This window comes from Spirosoma aerolatum (genome assembly GCF_002056795.1).
GTDB lineage: Bacteria > Bacteroidota > Bacteroidia > Cytophagales > Spirosomataceae > Spirosoma > Spirosoma aerolatum.
In genome coordinates this window covers 1906372-1923503 of sequence record NZ_CP020104.1, presented here as the reverse complement: position 1 = coordinate 1923503, position 17132 = coordinate 1906372, and the positions used below count along the sequence as shown (strand labels likewise).

Annotated in this window: 16 protein-coding genes; 10 read left to right on the top strand and 6 right to left on the bottom strand. The window is 49.1% G+C overall.

Annotated features, from left to right (window positions below; genetic code table 11):
- Positions 1–32 precede the first annotated feature (32 nt).
- Positions 33–872, top strand: coding sequence for an endonuclease/exonuclease/phosphatase family protein (locus B5M13_RS07710; RefSeq protein ID WP_080055125.1), 840 nt, complete (start codon positions 33–35; stop codon positions 870–872).
- A gap of 147 nt (positions 873–1019) precedes the next feature.
- Here the strand turns inward: B5M13_RS07710 and B5M13_RS07705 are convergent, their stop codons facing one another.
- Together B5M13_RS07705 and B5M13_RS07700 are read right to left on the bottom strand one after the other, a co-directional pair.
- Positions 1020–2285 (bottom strand): AGE family epimerase/isomerase, encoded by a 1266-nt coding sequence (locus tag B5M13_RS07705; RefSeq protein ID WP_080055124.1) that lies wholly within the window; start codon positions 2283–2285, stop codon positions 1020–1022.
- Positions 2278–3288, bottom strand: coding sequence for a bifunctional heptose 7-phosphate kinase/heptose 1-phosphate adenyltransferase (locus B5M13_RS07700; protein ID WP_080055123.1), 1011 nt, complete (start codon positions 3286–3288; stop codon positions 2278–2280). Before B5M13_RS07700 ends, B5M13_RS07705 begins: the two co-directional genes overlap by 8 nt.
- A gap of 309 nt (positions 3289–3597) precedes the next feature.
- On the opposite strand from B5M13_RS07700, the gene B5M13_RS07695 reads away from it, so the two are divergent.
- The 3 genes from B5M13_RS07695 to B5M13_RS07685 all read left to right on the top strand — a co-directional run bounded on the left by B5M13_RS07695 (position 3598) and on the right by B5M13_RS07685 (position 7194).
- A complete protein-coding gene (locus B5M13_RS07695) occupies positions 3598–4677 on the top strand; it encodes a methyltransferase (protein ID WP_080055122.1) in 1080 nt (359 codons plus the stop codon).
- Between the two features lie 65 nt (positions 4678–4742).
- Entirely contained in the window at positions 4743–6023 is a 1281-nt protein-coding gene (locus B5M13_RS07690; RefSeq protein WP_080055121.1) for an MFS transporter, read from the top strand.
- A gap of 133 nt (positions 6024–6156) precedes the next feature.
- Positions 6157–7194: a glycoside hydrolase family 43 protein gene (locus B5M13_RS07685; protein WP_245859836.1), complete on the top strand. Its 1038-nt coding sequence runs from the start codon at positions 6157–6159 to the stop codon at positions 7192–7194.
- A gap of 104 nt (positions 7195–7298) precedes the next feature.
- Here B5M13_RS07685 and B5M13_RS07680 read toward each other — a convergent pair whose 3' ends face one another.
- The 3 genes from B5M13_RS07680 to B5M13_RS07675 are packed head-to-tail and all read right to left on the bottom strand — an operon-like array spanning position 7299 to position 9515.
- Positions 7299–7901 carry a DUF1684 domain-containing protein gene (locus B5M13_RS07680; RefSeq protein WP_080059838.1) on the bottom strand — a complete coding sequence of 201 codons (603 nt, stop codon included), beginning with the start codon at positions 7899–7901 and terminating at the stop codon, positions 7299–7301.
- Positions 7902–7930: 29 nt separating this feature from the next.
- On the bottom strand, positions 7931–8170 hold the full coding sequence (locus tag B5M13_RS34025) for a hypothetical protein (protein WP_245859834.1): 240 nt from the start codon (positions 8168–8170) through the stop codon (positions 7931–7933).
- 46 nt (positions 8171–8216) lie between these two features.
- Positions 8217–9515, bottom strand: coding sequence for a M20/M25/M40 family metallo-hydrolase (locus B5M13_RS07675; RefSeq protein WP_245859832.1), 1299 nt, complete (start codon positions 9513–9515; stop codon positions 8217–8219).
- A 148-nt stretch (positions 9516–9663) separates the two neighbouring features.
- On the opposite strand from B5M13_RS07675, the gene B5M13_RS07670 reads away from it, so the two are divergent.
- The gene (locus tag B5M13_RS07670) at positions 9664–11319 is read left to right on the top strand and encodes an amidohydrolase family protein (protein ID WP_080055119.1); all 1656 of its coding nucleotides are present in this window, start codon (positions 9664–9666) and stop codon (positions 11317–11319) included.
- A 61-nt stretch (positions 11320–11380) separates the two neighbouring features.
- Here the strand turns inward: B5M13_RS07670 and B5M13_RS07665 are convergent, their stop codons facing one another.
- Positions 11381–11932, bottom strand: a complete 552-nt coding sequence (locus B5M13_RS07665; protein WP_080055118.1) for a fasciclin domain-containing protein — start codon at positions 11930–11932, stop codon at positions 11381–11383.
- A gap of 474 nt (positions 11933–12406) precedes the next feature.
- On the opposite strand from B5M13_RS07665, the gene B5M13_RS07655 reads away from it, so the two are divergent.
- The 5 genes from B5M13_RS07655 to B5M13_RS07630 all read left to right on the top strand — a co-directional run bounded on the left by B5M13_RS07655 (position 12407) and on the right by B5M13_RS07630 (position 17117).
- Positions 12407–12625 (top strand): hypothetical protein, encoded by a 219-nt coding sequence (locus B5M13_RS07655; protein ID WP_080055116.1) that lies wholly within the window; start codon positions 12407–12409, stop codon positions 12623–12625.
- Positions 12626–13291: 666 nt separating this feature from the next.
- Entirely contained in the window at positions 13292–14098 is an 807-nt protein-coding gene (locus B5M13_RS07645) for a sensor histidine kinase (protein ID WP_080055114.1), read from the top strand.
- A gap of 170 nt (positions 14099–14268) precedes the next feature.
- A complete protein-coding gene (locus B5M13_RS07640; protein ID WP_080055113.1) occupies positions 14269–14919 on the top strand; it encodes a response regulator transcription factor in 651 nt (216 codons plus the stop codon).
- Positions 14920–15007: 88 nt separating this feature from the next.
- Entirely contained in the window at positions 15008–16033 is a 1026-nt protein-coding gene (locus B5M13_RS07635; protein WP_080055112.1) for a dipeptide epimerase, read from the top strand.
- 10 nt (positions 16034–16043) lie between these two features.
- Positions 16044–17117, top strand: a complete 1074-nt coding sequence (locus tag B5M13_RS07630; protein WP_080059837.1) for an aminotransferase class I/II-fold pyridoxal phosphate-dependent enzyme — start codon at positions 16044–16046, stop codon at positions 17115–17117.
- The last annotated feature ends 15 nt before the right edge of the window (positions 17118–17132 follow it).

The following is a 17132-nucleotide window of genomic DNA, read 5'->3' as shown; positions in this document are numbered from 1 at the left end:
AGTTTATGTACATTTAAAATTCACTCGTTTTCATGCGCATCATTCTTTTTCTTCTGGGTACTTTCCTGATGACTCAGCCTGTACTTGCCCAAAAATCGGAACCCATTACGGTAGCCACGTATAACCTTCGCTACAACACCAAAAACGATGGCATTAATGCCTGGCCCAATCGGAAGGAGAACGTAAAGGCACTCATTCGCTTCCATGAGTTCGATCTGTTTGGTACACAGGAAGGACTTCGCGATCAGTTGAACGACATTGCCGAACTACCCGAATATGCCTTTATCGGCGCGGGCCGTGATGATGGGAAAGAAGCCGGTGAACACTCAGCCATTTTCTACCGGAAAGATCGTTTTAAAGTGCTTCAGTCAGGCAACTTCTGGCTCAGCGAAACGCCCGATAAACCCGGTAAGGGTTGGGATGCAACCTGTTGCAACCGCATCAGCACCTGGGCAAAGTTCACAGATCTGAAAACCAAAAAGGACTTCTACTTTTTCAATGTCCATTTCGATCATCAGGGTGTTGAAGCGCGTCGGCAATCAGGGAAACTGATGGTGGCTAAAATCAAGGAGATCGCCAAAGCAGAGCCCGTCATTCTGACAGGCGACTTCAACTCGACGCCCGAAACCGAACAGATTCAAACCATCAAAACGCTGTTGAGCGATGCTCATGATGTAACGGCCACACCAGCCTATGGCCCTGAAGGCACCTTCAACAGCTTCAAATTTGATGCGCCGATGAACAACCGTATCGACTATATCTTCGTCAGTAAGCCGTTCAAAGTCTGGAAGTACGGAGTCCTGACCGACGCCAAAGAACAGCGTTACCCATCCGACCATCAGCCGGTTCTGGTCAAAGTGACCATGAATTAAGGCTCGATACCGATTGGTTCTTATAGCGTTTTTGTCCGGCTGACGAAGAAGCATCTCCGGTAGTTACTAATACTAAACTACCGGAGATGCTTCTTCGTCAGCCGGACAAAATGCTTTTCAGGAGAAGTATAACTCTTCAAAAATCAATTACTTACCCAGATTATCCAGACGACGGATGGATTGAACCACCGAACGAACGGTATGGTAATTGATCTTCCAGGAATGGCTCATGTGCGTCCAGATTGGAACGCCCTGTCGGGTCATCAGGGGCCACCACTCCCCTACCGGATGGTTTATCATCTTATCCATCAGAAACCGATGGACGTTCTCGTAAGCTCTCCAGTATTTCTCGTCGCCCAAAATCCGATAGGCATCCAGAAAGCCAATCAGCACTTCGGCCTGCTGCCAGAACTCCTTTTCCCGATCATAGACCTGCCCACTGTGTGACCCTTCCACAAAAACGCCCCCGTGTTCCCAGTCGACCCCGTGATCGACCGCATGCGAAAATGACTTAAGCAGTTGATCGTGATAGGTATCGTACGGGGTTTCCAGGATGTCCAGGGCATGAATTAGCAGCCAGGCAAATTCGGCATTATGACCATAGCTCGTATTGTCTTCAGCTTCCCGCTTGATGCCGTCTTCCGTAAACCGATCCCAACCCCAGATAACGTCGAATTTGATTTGAGGAGCAACCTTCCAATCGGCCCAGAACTGTGGTATACCCGTTCCATACTCCGGATGCATGATCGTACCCACCAGCAAGGTTATAACTTCCAGCAACTTCCGACGGTGGAGCGGCTGACGGGTACATTCATACAGGGTCGTAAAGGCCTCCATCAGATGCATATGTGCATCGAGCGTTTTGCGATCACCTCCGGCGGCACCAGGGCCTTTGAGTGTCCAATCACGTTCAAACATCTCGAAATAGCCCCCATAGCAGGTATCGGCCGCGTATTTCTGCAACAGATCGAACACCTTTTGCGCGTACTCAACCCCACGCGGATCGCCGGTAGCCAATGTGTATTCGCTCAGGCAATAGATGGCGAAACTCTGCCCATACACAATTTTCTGGTCGTTTAGTACGTCGCCTTTACGGTTGGTCATCCAGTAAAATCCGCCATGCTCCTCATCCCACATACGGCTCAACAGATAGTCTACGCCATGCCGGGCCATAGCGGCCAGTTTGCCCTCGCCATAACCAGCCCGATGAGCCGATGCATAGGTATAAATAGAGCGGGTCTGGGCAATGAGTGATTTTTCGTCTTCGCCCGAATCATTGCCAAACTGATCAAAATGAGTGATAAACCCTCCGTTCTGCGCATCGACGGCCCGATTGATCCAGAAGGGTAAAAGTTCGTTAGTCAGGTGATTATGAAGCTCCCGACGATATTGCTGTACAACTTCGTTAGTCATTGGAATGGTAGGTATGATATACATCAAGAATTTCTGGCAGACTGGCCGTTCCGGTCTGCCCTAGTTTTTGCACGGTAACAGCCGCTGCCAGATTGGCGAGTTCAAGGGCCTGCTTGGGTGTAGCTCCTGACCCCATACAGGCCGCCCAGGTAGCCACCACGGTATCACCCGCCCCAACCGTATCGAGTTCGCCTTGCAAGGGTAAGCCTTCTGCCGAATACACACCGGAATCATCGAGGTAGAGAATCCCTGCCTGCCCGCGTGTGATCAGCACAGGGCCACCTATCTGTTCCCGCAGGATCTTCCCCTTTTCAATACACCACTGAATGTCAGCCTGTTCAGGTAGATCAACGTCCAAAAAATAAGCTAGTTCAGCCGTATTTACTTTCAGGGTGGCCCCCCGCACCTGTTTGCCCACCGTACGCATATCGGCCACAAACCGAACCGTAGGAAAGCGTTCGATCAGGTGATTGAGTCGGCCGAGTCGATGTTCCGTCAGCAGGGGGCGGGCAAATTGCTGGTTGATGATCAGTACATCGAGATTTGGTAACAGGCTTTCCAAACCCGTCAGTAATTGATCGAACAGGCTCTCTTCCAATTCATTGGCTGTCCCGAAATCGATCCGATTGGCTTCCTGGCCTTCGAACGGTTTTGTATACAGGCAGGTATCCCATCCGTCCGAGACCACCTGCAGATGCTTCACATCGATGCCCAGGTTGTGAAACAGATGCTGCATTTCGCGGCCAAACAGATCATTACCTACACAACCGATCGCATACCCCTGCGACACGCCGAGGGCGGCCAGATTCTGAATTACATTGCCGGCAGCTCCCAGCGAAGCCCTGGGCCGACTTCCCCAGAATACATCCAGGCCCGTCTCGATGGATTTTTCGCCGGTTTGGGTTTTAAGGTTGAAATACAAATCGATGGCGAAGTCACCGATAACACCCACCTTCAGCGTGGATATCTGTTCAAAAATTGTCTGGATGTCGGTAGCGGTCATTAGAACTGTAAAGCATTCAATTTTCACTCTAAACCCATAATAGTACGGGTACTACTCACTTCGGGCTATTTATCAAAGAAGATTAAACGCTTAGGCTACATTTCTTACACCGCGAAGGCGCAAAGTCGCAAGGAATAAGGTCCTGACTTATAAATCTTTGCGTCCGTCGCGTCCTTGCGGTTTCTTTGAAAAGCATATGCTGACTAACTAGTTGAGTAGTAAAACGAGCAAATTACCCGCTTCCTAAATCAATGGCCCTTAGCCGTTATTTTAGATTGACACCCTGATCGTTCGTTAAAAACTTTTCTCATGACTGTTTCTGCTTCGCTCGATTTAGCCCCGATTACGCGCCATTTACGAGCCATGTTTGGCTCCCGGTTGTTGATTGCCGCCGTTCACCATTTACCTGTTTTTGAGGAACTGGGTACCGAATCCCTATCTATAGAGGCTCTGCGTACCCGGCTCAATCTGGCCGAACGCCCGGCTATGGTTTTGTTTCCAGCGCTTTGCGCCATGGATTTACTGGCTTTCGATCAGCAAGGGCGGCTGTATATAACGGAGTTAGGCAAATACGTTACTCAGGCTAATACGCCTAACCTGACCGGATATCTGGGTCTGGAAAAAGACGATGCCGGTGTTTTGGAAATGGCTGCCCGGCTTCGGAACGATGGGCCGCTGGAAGCCGGAGAGGGCATTTCGTTCGTCAAAGAAGGCGAAGGTCCCTCGCCCATGGATGACCCTGAACTGGCCCGTTTTCTGACACTTGGGCTGGCCGGGCGCGCTCGTCATCTATCACCCCTGGTAGCCGCCAACATGACCAAACGCGATGGTCATCTGCTCGATGTGGCAGGTGGCACTGGCTTTTACACCTACGAATGGTTACTGGCCAATCCAACGTCAACAGCCACCATCCTGGATCGGCCCGCCGTATTGACCGTTGCGGCCGAATTGCTGGATGAATTTGCTCAAAGTGGCCGTCCGGGCGCGGCTGAGGTTAAAGAACGAGTAACGTTCTTACCAGGCGATATGCTTACGGATAGCTTGCCCCAAACCGACATATTACTGGCCGCCAGCCTTTTCCACGACTGGCCAACGCCTACCTGCCAGCTCCTGACCCAACGCTTCGCCGACGCCCTGCGACCCGGTGGCGAATTATGGGTTCATGATGCGTTTCTGACCGATACACGGGACGGGCCACTAGCCGTTACGGACTATTCGGCCCAATTATTCTGGAACACGAAAGGTCGCTGCTACAGCCGGGCCGAATACCGAAGCTGGTTCCAGGAAGTGGGTCTGCAACCTATGCCTGATAACCTCCCAACCCAGATGGATTATGGATTGATCTGGGCAAGGAAGAACAACACGAAAGACTTATTTTTTACCCAATAGGCAGTAAAGTTGCTGTCCCGTTCAGCTTTCCCAAACAACGAATCATCGCCCCTTCCGACTAACCAATGAGCCAGACACTTGCTAAATCTCGCTGGTACCGACTACTGCCCATCGCGTTTATTACGTATAGTCTGGCGTATCTGGACCGGGCCAATTTCGGATTTGGGGCCGCCAGTGGCATGGCGGCCGATTTACAAATTACCCCGGCTATGTCGTCGTTGCTGGGTTCGCTGTTCTTTCTGGGGTACTTCTTCTTTCAGGTGCCCGGTGCAGTATATGCGGAGAAAAAAAGCGCGAAAAAGCTGATTTTCTGGTCGTTGATTCTGTGGGGTGGCCTGGCCGTAGCAACGGGTGTCGTAAGCAATGTCAATCTACTGATTGTGATCCGGTTTATGCTGGGCGTTGTCGAAAGTGCGGTGATGCCCGCCATGCTGCTTTTTCTGAGTCGGTGGTTTACCAAAGCCGAACGTTCGCAGGCCAATACATTTCTGATCCTGGGCAATCCGGCTACGATTCTCTGGATGTCGATCCTGTCGGGTTATCTGATCAAATCCGTTGGCTGGCGGTGGATGTTCATTGTCGAAGGGTTTCCGGCTGTTATCTGGGCCTTTTTCTGGTGGAAACTCGTCGACGATAACCCCAAAGACGCCAACTGGCTGACCGAATCTGAGAAAGAAGCCGTGGCGGAGCAGCTTCGGCAGGAGCAGCAGGGTATAAAACCCGTTAAAAATTACGGCGAAGCATTCAAATCCCGGATCGTTGTTTTGCTGAGTCTTCAATATGCTTTGTGGAGCATAGGCGTGTATGGTTTCGTGATGTGGCTACCCTCTATCATAAAGGCCGCGCCCAACATAACCATTGTCGAAACGGGTTGGTTATCGTCCGTGCCCTATGTACTGGCCATCATCGGTATGCTCGGAGCCTCCTATTATTCCGACAAAACCCTGAACCGGAAAGCCTTTGTCTGGCCGTTTCTGTTGCTGGGGGCTATTGCCTTTTATGCATCGTACCTGATCGGCGTCGACCAGTTCTGGACCTCGTTTGTTTTGCTGATTATTGCGGGTGGTGCCATGTATGCTCCCTACGGCCCCTTCTTCGCCATCATTCCTGACCTATTGCCAAAAAACGTAGCGGGTGGCGCTATGGCCCTCATCAACAGCTTTGGTGCCCTGGGTTCGTTTATTGGTGCCTATGTTGTGGGCTATTTAAATGGAGAAACGGGTGGTTTTGGAGCCTCCTACATTTTCATGGCGGGTTCACTATTTTTATCAGCCATTATCACCTTAGTAGCCGTTAAGTCCCCCACTCATCAACGGACTCTCAAGTCTGAAAAACTTACTCTGTAGGATTGCCTTGTCTATCAGGTAGATCTTTCAGACTAAGCAGCATTCTAATACGTTTGTAACCCACGTAGTTAACCCGTTTGAACTAATGAAGTTGCTCCCATTCGTCATTGTTATATATATATCAATTGGAAGCGTGTTAGCGCAATCTAAAGGCGAAACCTCCTCTCAGCATGCCTCCAACAGCGTTCCGCTTACTATTCAGGCTGGGAAGAGCGTCTGGATGCTCACCTACTTTCGTCAGCGTTACCCAACTCGAATTGAAATCGATGCAAAGGGGAATACAGTCGAAGTTCCCCTACCCGATCCTATGTTAATCAACAAACTCCACATTGCTTTATCGACTGACGGACTTCATTGGACGCCCTTAAACGGCAATAAACCCGTATGGGATCAGCACGTTCGCGATCCTTATGTACGTCGCGGACCGGATGGGCTTTGGCGCATATTATCAACGGGTGGTGGCAGAGGTAACGACCACGAAAAAGTTGGGCCGAGCTGCCTTTACATAACATCCAAAGACTTGATTCACTGGCAGGTTGAAGGTGCCTTGCCCTTGATGAAAGACGTTCGAAGCGAGGCAGGAACGTTAGCAGGCAATATATGGGCTCCCGAATGGTTTTACGACTCGAAAACGGGTGATTATGTCTTAATCTGGTCATCATCGTTTAAAGAGGCAGGCTGGAAAGAAAGTCGGCTTTGGTCCTGCAGAACGCGGGACTGGAAAACATTTACTCCGGCTAAAGTCTTTTTCGCCCCTCCTTACTCCGTGATCGATGGAACGTTGCTGGAACAGAATGGGACTTTCTACCTCTTCCATAAGGAAGAAGAATTTGGTGCCAAAACTGGCGAACGGCGAGCCATCCGATTAGCCACCTCAACCAATCTGGAAGGTCCTTATACCGTTGTTGAAGGCCCTTTGAATACGGGTCAGATTGTTCCGGTCATTACCGAAGGGCCAACTGCCATTAAGGACCCACTCCGCCCCGGCTGGCTATTGTTGTATGATTACTGTATGACCAACCGTTTTGGTGCGTCTTACTCGCCGGATCTAATTCATTGGACAGTTGAGGAAGACGTCCGCTTCCCCTCCGAAGCCCGGCACGGCTGTATTTCGCAGCTAACCGCTGATGAAGCCAAAACGTTGCTGAAAACCTATCCAAATAACCCCTGACCAGGCTACTTATCTGTCGTTGCAAGTTGGAGAAAGCCCAAAAAAAGGGATATGGTTGCCCTTTTCTCACAATTATCCAATTGAGTAAGATAGAATAAAGTACATTAATGCTCCTTCCCAAACACTTTTTCTCCCGCTTCGATGGGGATGGTAAGCTCGTTCTCTTTGGGTGGAATGGGGCAGGAATAGCCATCCTGAAACGCACAATACGGGTTGTAGGCTTTGTTAAAATCCAGCGTTAGTTTTCCATTCTGAATATCGCCGGTACGCAGGTCCATATAGCGGCCTCCACCGTAGGTTTCTTTGCCCGAGGTGGCGTCTTTAAACGGCAGAAACAGGTAGTCGCGGTATTCGGGGATGCGCATCAGGTTCAGACTTCGGTACAGGGTCAGTTGCTGGGGTTTTCCGTGCAATACAAATGACAGGCGCGCGTAGGCCACATGCTCTTTGGTTTTACCGCTATAGGTCGGCATGTCGAAGGGCTCGGCTTTTGTAATCCGTTCAACAGTAGCCGTAACCCGGTAGGTTGAATCAGGCGAGTAAAACTTAACGAACGCCAGATCGTCCGGTTTCAACGGGCCGCCCGCTGTGGTTAGTAAGTCTTTTTTGTACGTTTCGCGGTGTTTGGCGATCTGCTCGGCAAAGGGCGTTTGCGCCAGTGCCACCGTCGTCAGCAGACTCATCATCAACAACAGCCCCTTTGCCATAGTCATTCTTCTGCGTAATCGATCCATCCTCACAACGGCGTATTTAAAATAGCCAGACAGGTTTTAATACCTGTCCGTAAATTACCGAGCCGCAGGTTTTCATTCGGGCTATGCTGGTTATTGTCCATATTCACCAAGGGAACCAACACGGCGGGTACGTTCAACTCCTGAATGAACGGTACTACAGGTACAGTTCCGCCCATCATCCGAATTATTACCGGGTCTTTACCAACGTTTTCGGTGATCGCTTTACGCAACCAAACACCCATGGGCTCGTTAATGTTCGTTCGGAAAGCGGGCGTACCGGCACTTCCTTCAAAAAAAAACGATTTGGGAATACGTTAACCGTTCTTCGGGCGTCGGAGCATGGTCCAGTACGGTAAAGCCCTGCTTCTCAATATGCTTCCGAACCAGATCGATCATCCGCTGGCCGTCGGTTTCGGGTACCAGCCGAATATCGAAACTGGCAACGGCCTCCTCCGGTATAACGGTACCGGAACCTTTCCCTACTACGGCGGCTTTCATACCCCGAATATTGAGCGATGGATACTGCAATGATTCCTGATAATTATGCCCTACTTTTTCCTCATCGGCAATCAGCAGGGTTTTATTGATTTCCTCCTTTTTATCGGGTACGGCAGCCATGATCTTCTGGGTTGCTTCGTCGAACGAAATACCATCGTAGAAACCCGGAATCAGCGCCCTCCCCTGCTCATCCTTCATCGACGTAATCAACCGAGCCAGCCGAAAAGCCGGATTCGGCGCATAATTACCAAAATGACCACTGTGCTGCTGCGTAATGGGGCCGTAGGTCGTTATGGTAAATCCAGCATTTCCCCGACATCCAAACGTTAGCGTTGGAATATTCGATGAATGCATCGGGCCGTCCATCACAATCATATAATCGGTCCGCAGCTTGTCCTTATGAGCAGCCAACGCGCCTTTTAGCCCGGAAGATCCTTTTTCTTCCTCCGTATCAATAATCACCTTCACATGATAAGGTGGCGTTTTGCCTTCTGCCTGAACAATGTCGAGGGCGGTCAGCAGCATAATGATTGGTCCTTTATCGTCGGAGGTGGAGCGACCAAACAATCGCCATTCATCGTTGACCGTCGTTTTGGGGAGATCACCAGCCAGCGCTTTGTACTGACCAGACCCGTCTTTCTCCTTCAGCACAGTAACAAACGGATCTTTCTGATTCCATTCATTCGCCCGTACCGGCTGTCCATCCAGGTGGAAATAGAACAGAACGGTCTTTGTTGCTTTGGGGAATGTTTTTTCGGCCAACACCACCGGCAAGCTATTCGTTTGCAGCACACGGGTCTGAAAGCCGCGCTTCGTGAATGCTCTCTCGGTCCAGGCTATATTTTTCGTGATGTCAGCTGGATTGATGGCATCGTTGGGAAGTGCCACATATTCGCTAAGTTCGTCGATGGCAGGCCACATCCGCTTATCGACCAGCGCATCCATTTTGGCGGCTGTCAGCTTTTGGGCGGATAGGTTACCTGAAATCAGCGTTAATGCAAGCCAGCATACCCATGATAGAAATGGCATAACAGCCAATAGATTTCGCTGGGCTATCTTCGTGAATGTAGGTTTATGTTGGGTAGTCATTGAAAGAGGCCGTATCAGTATGTACATTAGCGAATGTACGGCAACCAGACGACCAATACCAATAATCTAGTATAATTACCTCTTTATACCATATAAAACAGCAGATAATTCCTGAAATTCGCAATAATATACCTCATTCTACTCTGTTATGATTGCTTCGTCAGGGCGCCCCCTATGCCTTATTGGGAATGTTGTCGATTCGCAGGGGCACGAATCACTTCAGACGATTCTGGTCCAGGGCGGGCGAATCACAGCGATTCAGCCAGGCAAGGTGCCGTTCTCACTGCCCGATCTGATCGTTCTCGAACTCGCGGATCATGAGGTACTATTTCCGGGACTCATCAACTTACACGTTCATTCGGAATACAATATTTTCCCGCTCTGGCAAAGTCCGGCAGTCTGGAGCAATCGTTTTCAATGGCGGAATAACGAACAGTATCTGCGTGACATCAAAAGCTTCAAAGAGTACGTCGAAGCCAATTGGGTAACGGATTATCTGGATTTTACCCGGCCATTCATTCAAACCCTAAAAGAGAAAAAAAGCACTATACTAACCCCTGTTATGCTGGCGTCGGCCATCAGCGAAGTTCAGAAAATGCACGGGGTTATCACTGAATTACAGGCCGTGGCCGGTGGTACGACCCTGGCCCAGCAAACCATCAAGCTGGAAACGAATGCGAGCTTGCCGAACTTTATCATCCGCAACACAGGGGCCGCAGCCGAACTTGGCCTGCCAATCACCAAAAAAGTTTTTTCGGTAGTTGATTTCGTCAGGCCGGGGCCTAATTTCGACCCACCGGGCAGCCCTATACGCGCTCAGGAAAATACATCGGCCTGGCCAATGATGCGCCATACGAGCTTCAATGATTTTCTGACTTCCGTGCAGCAGGGCAACAATCGATACTATGCGTCTATTGCCCATATTGCCGAAGGCCGTGCGGGGTATCTGCAACCAGGCAAACCGGATGGATTTAGCCGACGAGAGTTTTCTGCATTTCGTCAGGCACTTGCCAGCCTTTCTAATAAAGACGCCTTGAAAACGGCTCATCTGACACTCACCCACGCTTGTGGGCTGGATTATTCAGATCCATCGACGATTGCTTTTTTGCGCGACAATTACATCAGTATCGTCTGGTCGCCGGTATCGAACCTGATTCTGTATCGTGATACTATTCCGGTAAAAACGCTGCTCGACCAAGGCATCAATGTCTGTCTGGGATCGGACTGGGCGCCGAGTGGCAGTAAACACGTTTGGGATGAACTGAAATTTGCCCGTCATTTCTGCGATGCGGTCGGGCTGGCGGTTACCGATACTCAGTTGCTCGCTATGGTAACCCAAAATCCGGCATTGGCTTTAGGTAGCATACCGGCCGGACGCATTCAAACTGGCTACAACGCTGACTTCTTTATTCTACAGAAACAAACTCCGCAGCAACCTGCTCTGAGTGCCTTACTTACTCAGGATGACCGTTCGGTCCGGTGTACGATAGTGAATGGGCGGGTGCTCTACGGCGATCAGGATCTATTCACGAATACGCTTTCGGTCGATTATCAACGCATTCCAACTGAAGAAGGTAACGCGGCTGCTCAAAAAGTGGTGAGCATCAACTCATCGCTCAACTTCGATCTTTCCAGGTCACTAAAGCAGGTCGATGCACTAATGTATCGCTATGCGTCAGCGTACTTGCATTCGCCCAATCTACATCGAACCCGATTACTCTCCGCCGATGATTACCTTTATCAGACTCGCATCAATATGGTAAAAATGCATCTGGCCGAATTGATACAAAACCTGAAAAGGTAATGCTGACCAGGCTCGATCCAGCTTCTAAAAACTAAATCGGAACCTGGCCAGCCTCCATTGCTTACGGCATCAGCACCGTATCGATTACGTGAATGACCCCATTCGACTGGAAAACGTCAGGAATGGTTACCGTTGCCATACCGCCTTTTGCGTCGGTCAGTTCAATTTTCTTCCCTTTCTGCATAGCGGTCAGTGTACCACCCGCCACCGTTTTCAGGGTCGCTTTGCCACCGCCTGCTTTAATGGCGTCCATCAGATCCTGGGCGCTCATACGGCCCGATACAACGTGGTAGGTCAGAATGCCTGTCAGCGTTTGTTTGTTTTCGGGTTTCACCAGTGTTTCAACCGTACCCTTTGGCAGTTTATCGAATGCTTTGTTGGTAGGGGCAAATACCGTGAATGGACCAGGACCGGATAAGGTTTCGACCAGGCCAGCCGCTTTTACGGCGGCTACAAGTGTCGTGTGATCTTTCGAATTAACGGCGTTCTCAATGATGTTTTTGGAAGGATACATGGGAGCTCCACCCACCGTTACTGTTTTCTCTTGAGCAAATGAAACCTGACTAACAGCTACTAAGCTGAGTATAGCAAATGCGATTTTAAGCGTCTTCATTGTTGTTTGACTTGGTTGATGTGTTTTGAAAAATTATTGTGTGTCGACAACAGGCAGACTTACGCAAACAAGGGTAAACTTGGATTGAGGCAAATTAAAAAATTTTACAATTTGCTGTATATCAATAACTTAACAAACGAGTTTCAGATAACCCAATGTGTAGAAGCGATGCGAGGGCAAAAAAAAGCCGGACAGAATCCGGCACAATCTCATTAACCAGGAAGGTGATGACGTGATAGAGGAGGAAAGCTCAACAAATATGATAGATATCCTACTAAATAAGTAGGGGAAATACCCCCATTATCAAACGAGAAAAATACGGTATTGAATACGGGAAAATTCCCCTTTCTGAAGTAAATCAATTTAGCGTCTTTTGTATAAAAACATATCTAAAAAGAGACTAATTAGGCAGCACACTTACAATAAGTACACACATAGTTACTTGGTTTATTTCACATCTAACTTCTTACGCCCATGCTGGAATTTGTTTTTAAGAAATCTGAGCTTAAAAATTTCATAAACGAATCCCCCATTCCCGATGAAGGCAATGTGGTAGTCAGGCTAAAATTTGACTATAAAGTGGGCAATGCATTTCCAGCTCGTGTAACGGCCTTTTGCGAACAACCGGGTCAACCCGTTGCCGATCCAACATCCGAGATCGACGGTTGCCCAAGACCACCCGGCTGCGATTAATCGGCAATTATTGTCGTAAATTGCTGAGCTTGTTCAGCCAACTATGTGGCATTTTATACGAAAATTCATTGATTATCTGGACACGGTCCCTCCTTTCCTACTGCTAATTGTAGCCTTTGTTACAATCGGTCGGATAAGGAGGGATTTTATTCTATATTATCTGGCGTGTCAGTTCTTTTTTAATGGGTACGCTAACCTGTTAAATGAATTGATATTTGATAATCTATTTGTTTATTCCCTCAATTTTGCCTGGTCTTATTTTATACTCTCCCAATATTTTTCCAAAATTTACGGGTCCCGGCGGCTCAGCTGGCTCATTTCTGCACTGATTATACCCATTCAATGGAGCTTGGTCGAAACGCTGCAAACATCCCGGACGATAGCCTTTTTCGATAGTACTTCATTTGGGATCGTTAGCCTGCTTATAACCCTGGCCTGCCTGATTTATTATGCACGTCAGTTAGCCACAAAACCCCAGGAAGATATCCTGACCGTACGGGATTTTTGGTATGTAAATGGAATTTTTACCTACTATACGAGTAATTTCTTTATTTTTCTGACCTATCGTACGCTTACCTACCTACAACCATCAAACATTAGCATCATCTGGAGGATTCATAATGTGGTTTTCCTGATTATGTGCATTTATTTTTTTATCGGTTTCCGATGCAAGACCTCACCGGAGAAATCGCCATCGTTAGTATAGCTACTATTTTTTTGCTACTCATTTCCGGGGCACCTATTTTGTTCCTGTTCATGCATCGTCGGCAGTACATCCGATACCTGACCGAACAGGAGCAAACCCGAAACCTACATCAGCGCGAACTGCTCCAATCCCAACTTGAAATACAAAATCAAACCCTGCAGCAAGTTGGCCATGATTTGCACGATAATATTGGGCAATTGCTCACCGTGACTCTCATGCGTCTGAACGCGCTCGAAGATGAAACCGAGCATTCAGACCTCCAGCCTTCAATTCAGCAAACCCGCGATTTAGTAAACTCGATTATCACTGAAGTCCGTGCACTTTCCAAAACCCTCGATCATGATACCGTTAACCGATTTGGCCTTCTCCCCAGCCTACAGTTTGAACTTGATCGGATTCAGCGGGTCGGTAAAATACAAACGCAGTTGATTCCCCTGGGCAATTCGTATTCGCTCGGGGAACAGGTCGAAACGGTGCTTCTACGGATGACTCAGGAATCGCTCAACAATGCGCTCAAACATGCCAGGGCACGTACCATCAAGATCAGGGCTGAGTATAAACCAGACAAGTTTTTACTCAGCATTGCCGACGATGGACGGGGATTTCAGGTCGATGAAGTTATGAATCGGCCACTGACTGAAGCAGGTGCCGGGCTCAACAATTTGTACCGTCGTGCCGGTTTATTTGGCGGTGATTGCCAAATCATCAGCCAGCCTGGAGTCGGCACTCGAATCGAAATTAGTATGCCTCGTATTCAGCCTATCTAGCTTATCAACTAGACTATTTACATAGTAAACAAAATAGTAAATAAAATTTTAACTAATTTACTAAATAGAAAGCCTGTACTGGCCTCATACGTATACTTTTAGCCCCAAAAAATGGGTAAGACAGCTCAGTCTTTAGCTTAGTACCCAATTAACTTATACGTTACGAAATTATGCCTGCTTATATCGCCATTGCCGACGATCATTATCTGGTAGCAGCCGCTTTAGCTGATTTAATTAAAAAGTTCGACAATTATGATGTGTTACTGGTGGCAGAAAATGGCCGCGATCTGCTTGAAAAATTAGAGCATAGTTCTCAATTACCTGACATTGTATTACTAGACATCAACATGCCCGAAATGGACGGTTTCGAAACCGCTAGTCAACTCCGACAACGGTATCCAACCGTACGTGTTCTGGTTCTTTCGATGAACGACCGGGAAGATCACCTTATCCGAATGGTGCGGAATGGCGCCCGAGGCTACTTGCTGAAGGGGTGTCGACCCAGCGAGTTGAATCTGGCGTTGAATGAGATTATGACTAAAGGGTTCTACTACTCTGAATACTTTACTACGCAACTGATTCGAAATCTGACCGGCCCCAGCAGCAATGGCACCATTTCAGTTTTCAATCTTAATGAGCGCGAGTACGAGTTCTTAAAACTTGCCTGTAGCGACCTGACTTACAACGACATAGCCGACAGAATGTCTGTTAGCCCTCGAACGGTTGACGGCTATCGGGAAGCGGTTTTCCAAAAAATGAATGTCAAAAATCGAGTTAGTATGGCTATTAAAGCGGTCAAATATGGCCTGATTGACTTGTGATTGGAGCGTTCGCTCAATTACACACTTAACCTATTACCCCCTCAACCCTTCCCTCACTTCGCTATCTTTGCGAAAATCCTTCACACGAATGCAATTGCATGTTCATCGGGTCGACCTGCGCCTGAATCATACATTTACCATTGCCCACGATAGCCGTGATGTACAACCCTCCCTGATCGTTGAACTTCGGGATGGCGATCATCGTGGCTTTGGCGAGGCTACGGCTACCAAGTATTACGGTATTACGATAGATGGTATGATTGCCGCCCTGGAAGCCATCCGTGAGCCGATCGAAGCATACGAGCTGGCCACGCCCGAACAGTTCTGGGCCGATATGTACCCTCATCTGGAGCAACATCCGTTTGCCCTGTGTGCGCTCGACCAGGCGGCCTGGGATTTATGGGGAAAACGCCGGGGCCAACCGCTTTACAAACTCTGGGATCTTGATCCTGCCAGTAGCCCGGTTACCGACTATACCATTGGCCTCGACACGCCCCAGCGAATGGTCGAAAAGATGCAGGAACGCCCCTGGCCGCTCTATAAAATAAAGCTGGGCCGTCCCGACGAGGATATTCGTCTGGTACAGACATTACGGCAACATACCGATGCCTTGTTTCGGGTCGATGCCAACTGTGGCTGGAGCGCCGACGAAGCCATCGCCAAATCCAGACTCCTCAAGGACCTGAACGTTGAGTTTATCGAGCAACCCCTTCCGGCTGCTGACTGGGAAGGAGCTAAGCGCGTTTATAAGCAAAGCGCCCTGCCCGTTATTGCCGATGAAAGCTGCATTATCGAAAGCGACGTTGACCGCTGTGCCGGGTATTTTCATGGTGTAAACATCAAACTCACCAAATGCGGTGGCATCACGCCCGCCCGACGCATGATTAGCCGCGCTCGGGAACTGGGCTTACAGGTGATGGTTGGCTGCATGACCGAATCAAGTGTCGGTATTTCGGCCATTGCGCAATTGCTTCCCTTACTGGATTATGCCGATCTGGATGGCGCTATGCTCATTGCCAACGACCCCGCTATGGGTGTTACGTTCAAGTATGGGCAGGTTGTTTACGCCACAGAAAATGGAACTGGCGTGCGATTACTTAATGACCAGGAATGATCGTAGCAAAATGAACCCATTTTTTGACATCGATCACCTGCCCAACCGGACGATTCGTTACAACAGTCAGGACTATTTATTCTTCAGCGGAACAGCTTACCTCGGGCTACCCCAACGCGAAGACTTCCAGCACCTTATGCAGGAAGCTATTCTTCGGTACGGCACTGTTTTTGGCAGTTCACGAAATGGCAACCTGCGTCTGAGCATTTACGAACAGGCCGAAGCCAGACTAGCATCGGTGGTGTCGGCAGGGTTGGTAGCGTCACCGATAGCCCTAACCCTATCGTCGGGTATGATGGCGGGTCAGGTAATCATGAACTGGCTTCGCCGACAGGGTGTTACGTTCATTTATGCGCCCAATGCTCACCCGGCTATCTGGCACGAGCCAGCCGTTGCGTTACCAAGTGTGTCGTTCAACGACTGGGCCACACAATTACCCGAACAGGTACGCGCAACTCCTCCCGGCCCAATTGCTATTCTGACCAACTCGCTCGATGCTGTTTGCTCCGACTATTACCCCTTCGAGTGGATTGATGCCTTACCCAACGACCATCCGATTACACTGGTCGTCGACGATTCGCATGGGTTGGGCGTATTAAACAATGGACGAGGTATCTGGCCGCAGCTTTGCAACAAATCTAATGTGAATCTGCTGGTTACGGCTTCACTGGCCAAGGCAATGGGACTGCCGGGCGGTGTCGTTCTGGGCAGTGCCGACACAATCCAGTCTATTCGGCAGACTGCTTTTTTTGGTGCCTGTTCGCCCATGCCACCCGCTTATCTCGATGTTTTTCTTCGGGCCGAAAACCTGTATGCAGATGCCTTCCAACGGCTTTGTCAAAACATTTCGTTGGCCGAAAAACTACTACTTCCCACGGGTATTTTCCATCATGCTGAGGGCTATCCAGTCTTTTTTACTAAACGAGATGATCTCTACCCGTACCTGCTTGATCAGTCTACTCTGATTTATTCGTTTGCCTATCCGACAGCCACCGACCGGGCCAACACCCGCATTGTGATCAGTGCCTTTCATACACCGGAAGATATTGAAACACTGGCCAGGCAGGTTCAGGCCTTTAACTGATACAACCGCCCGGGC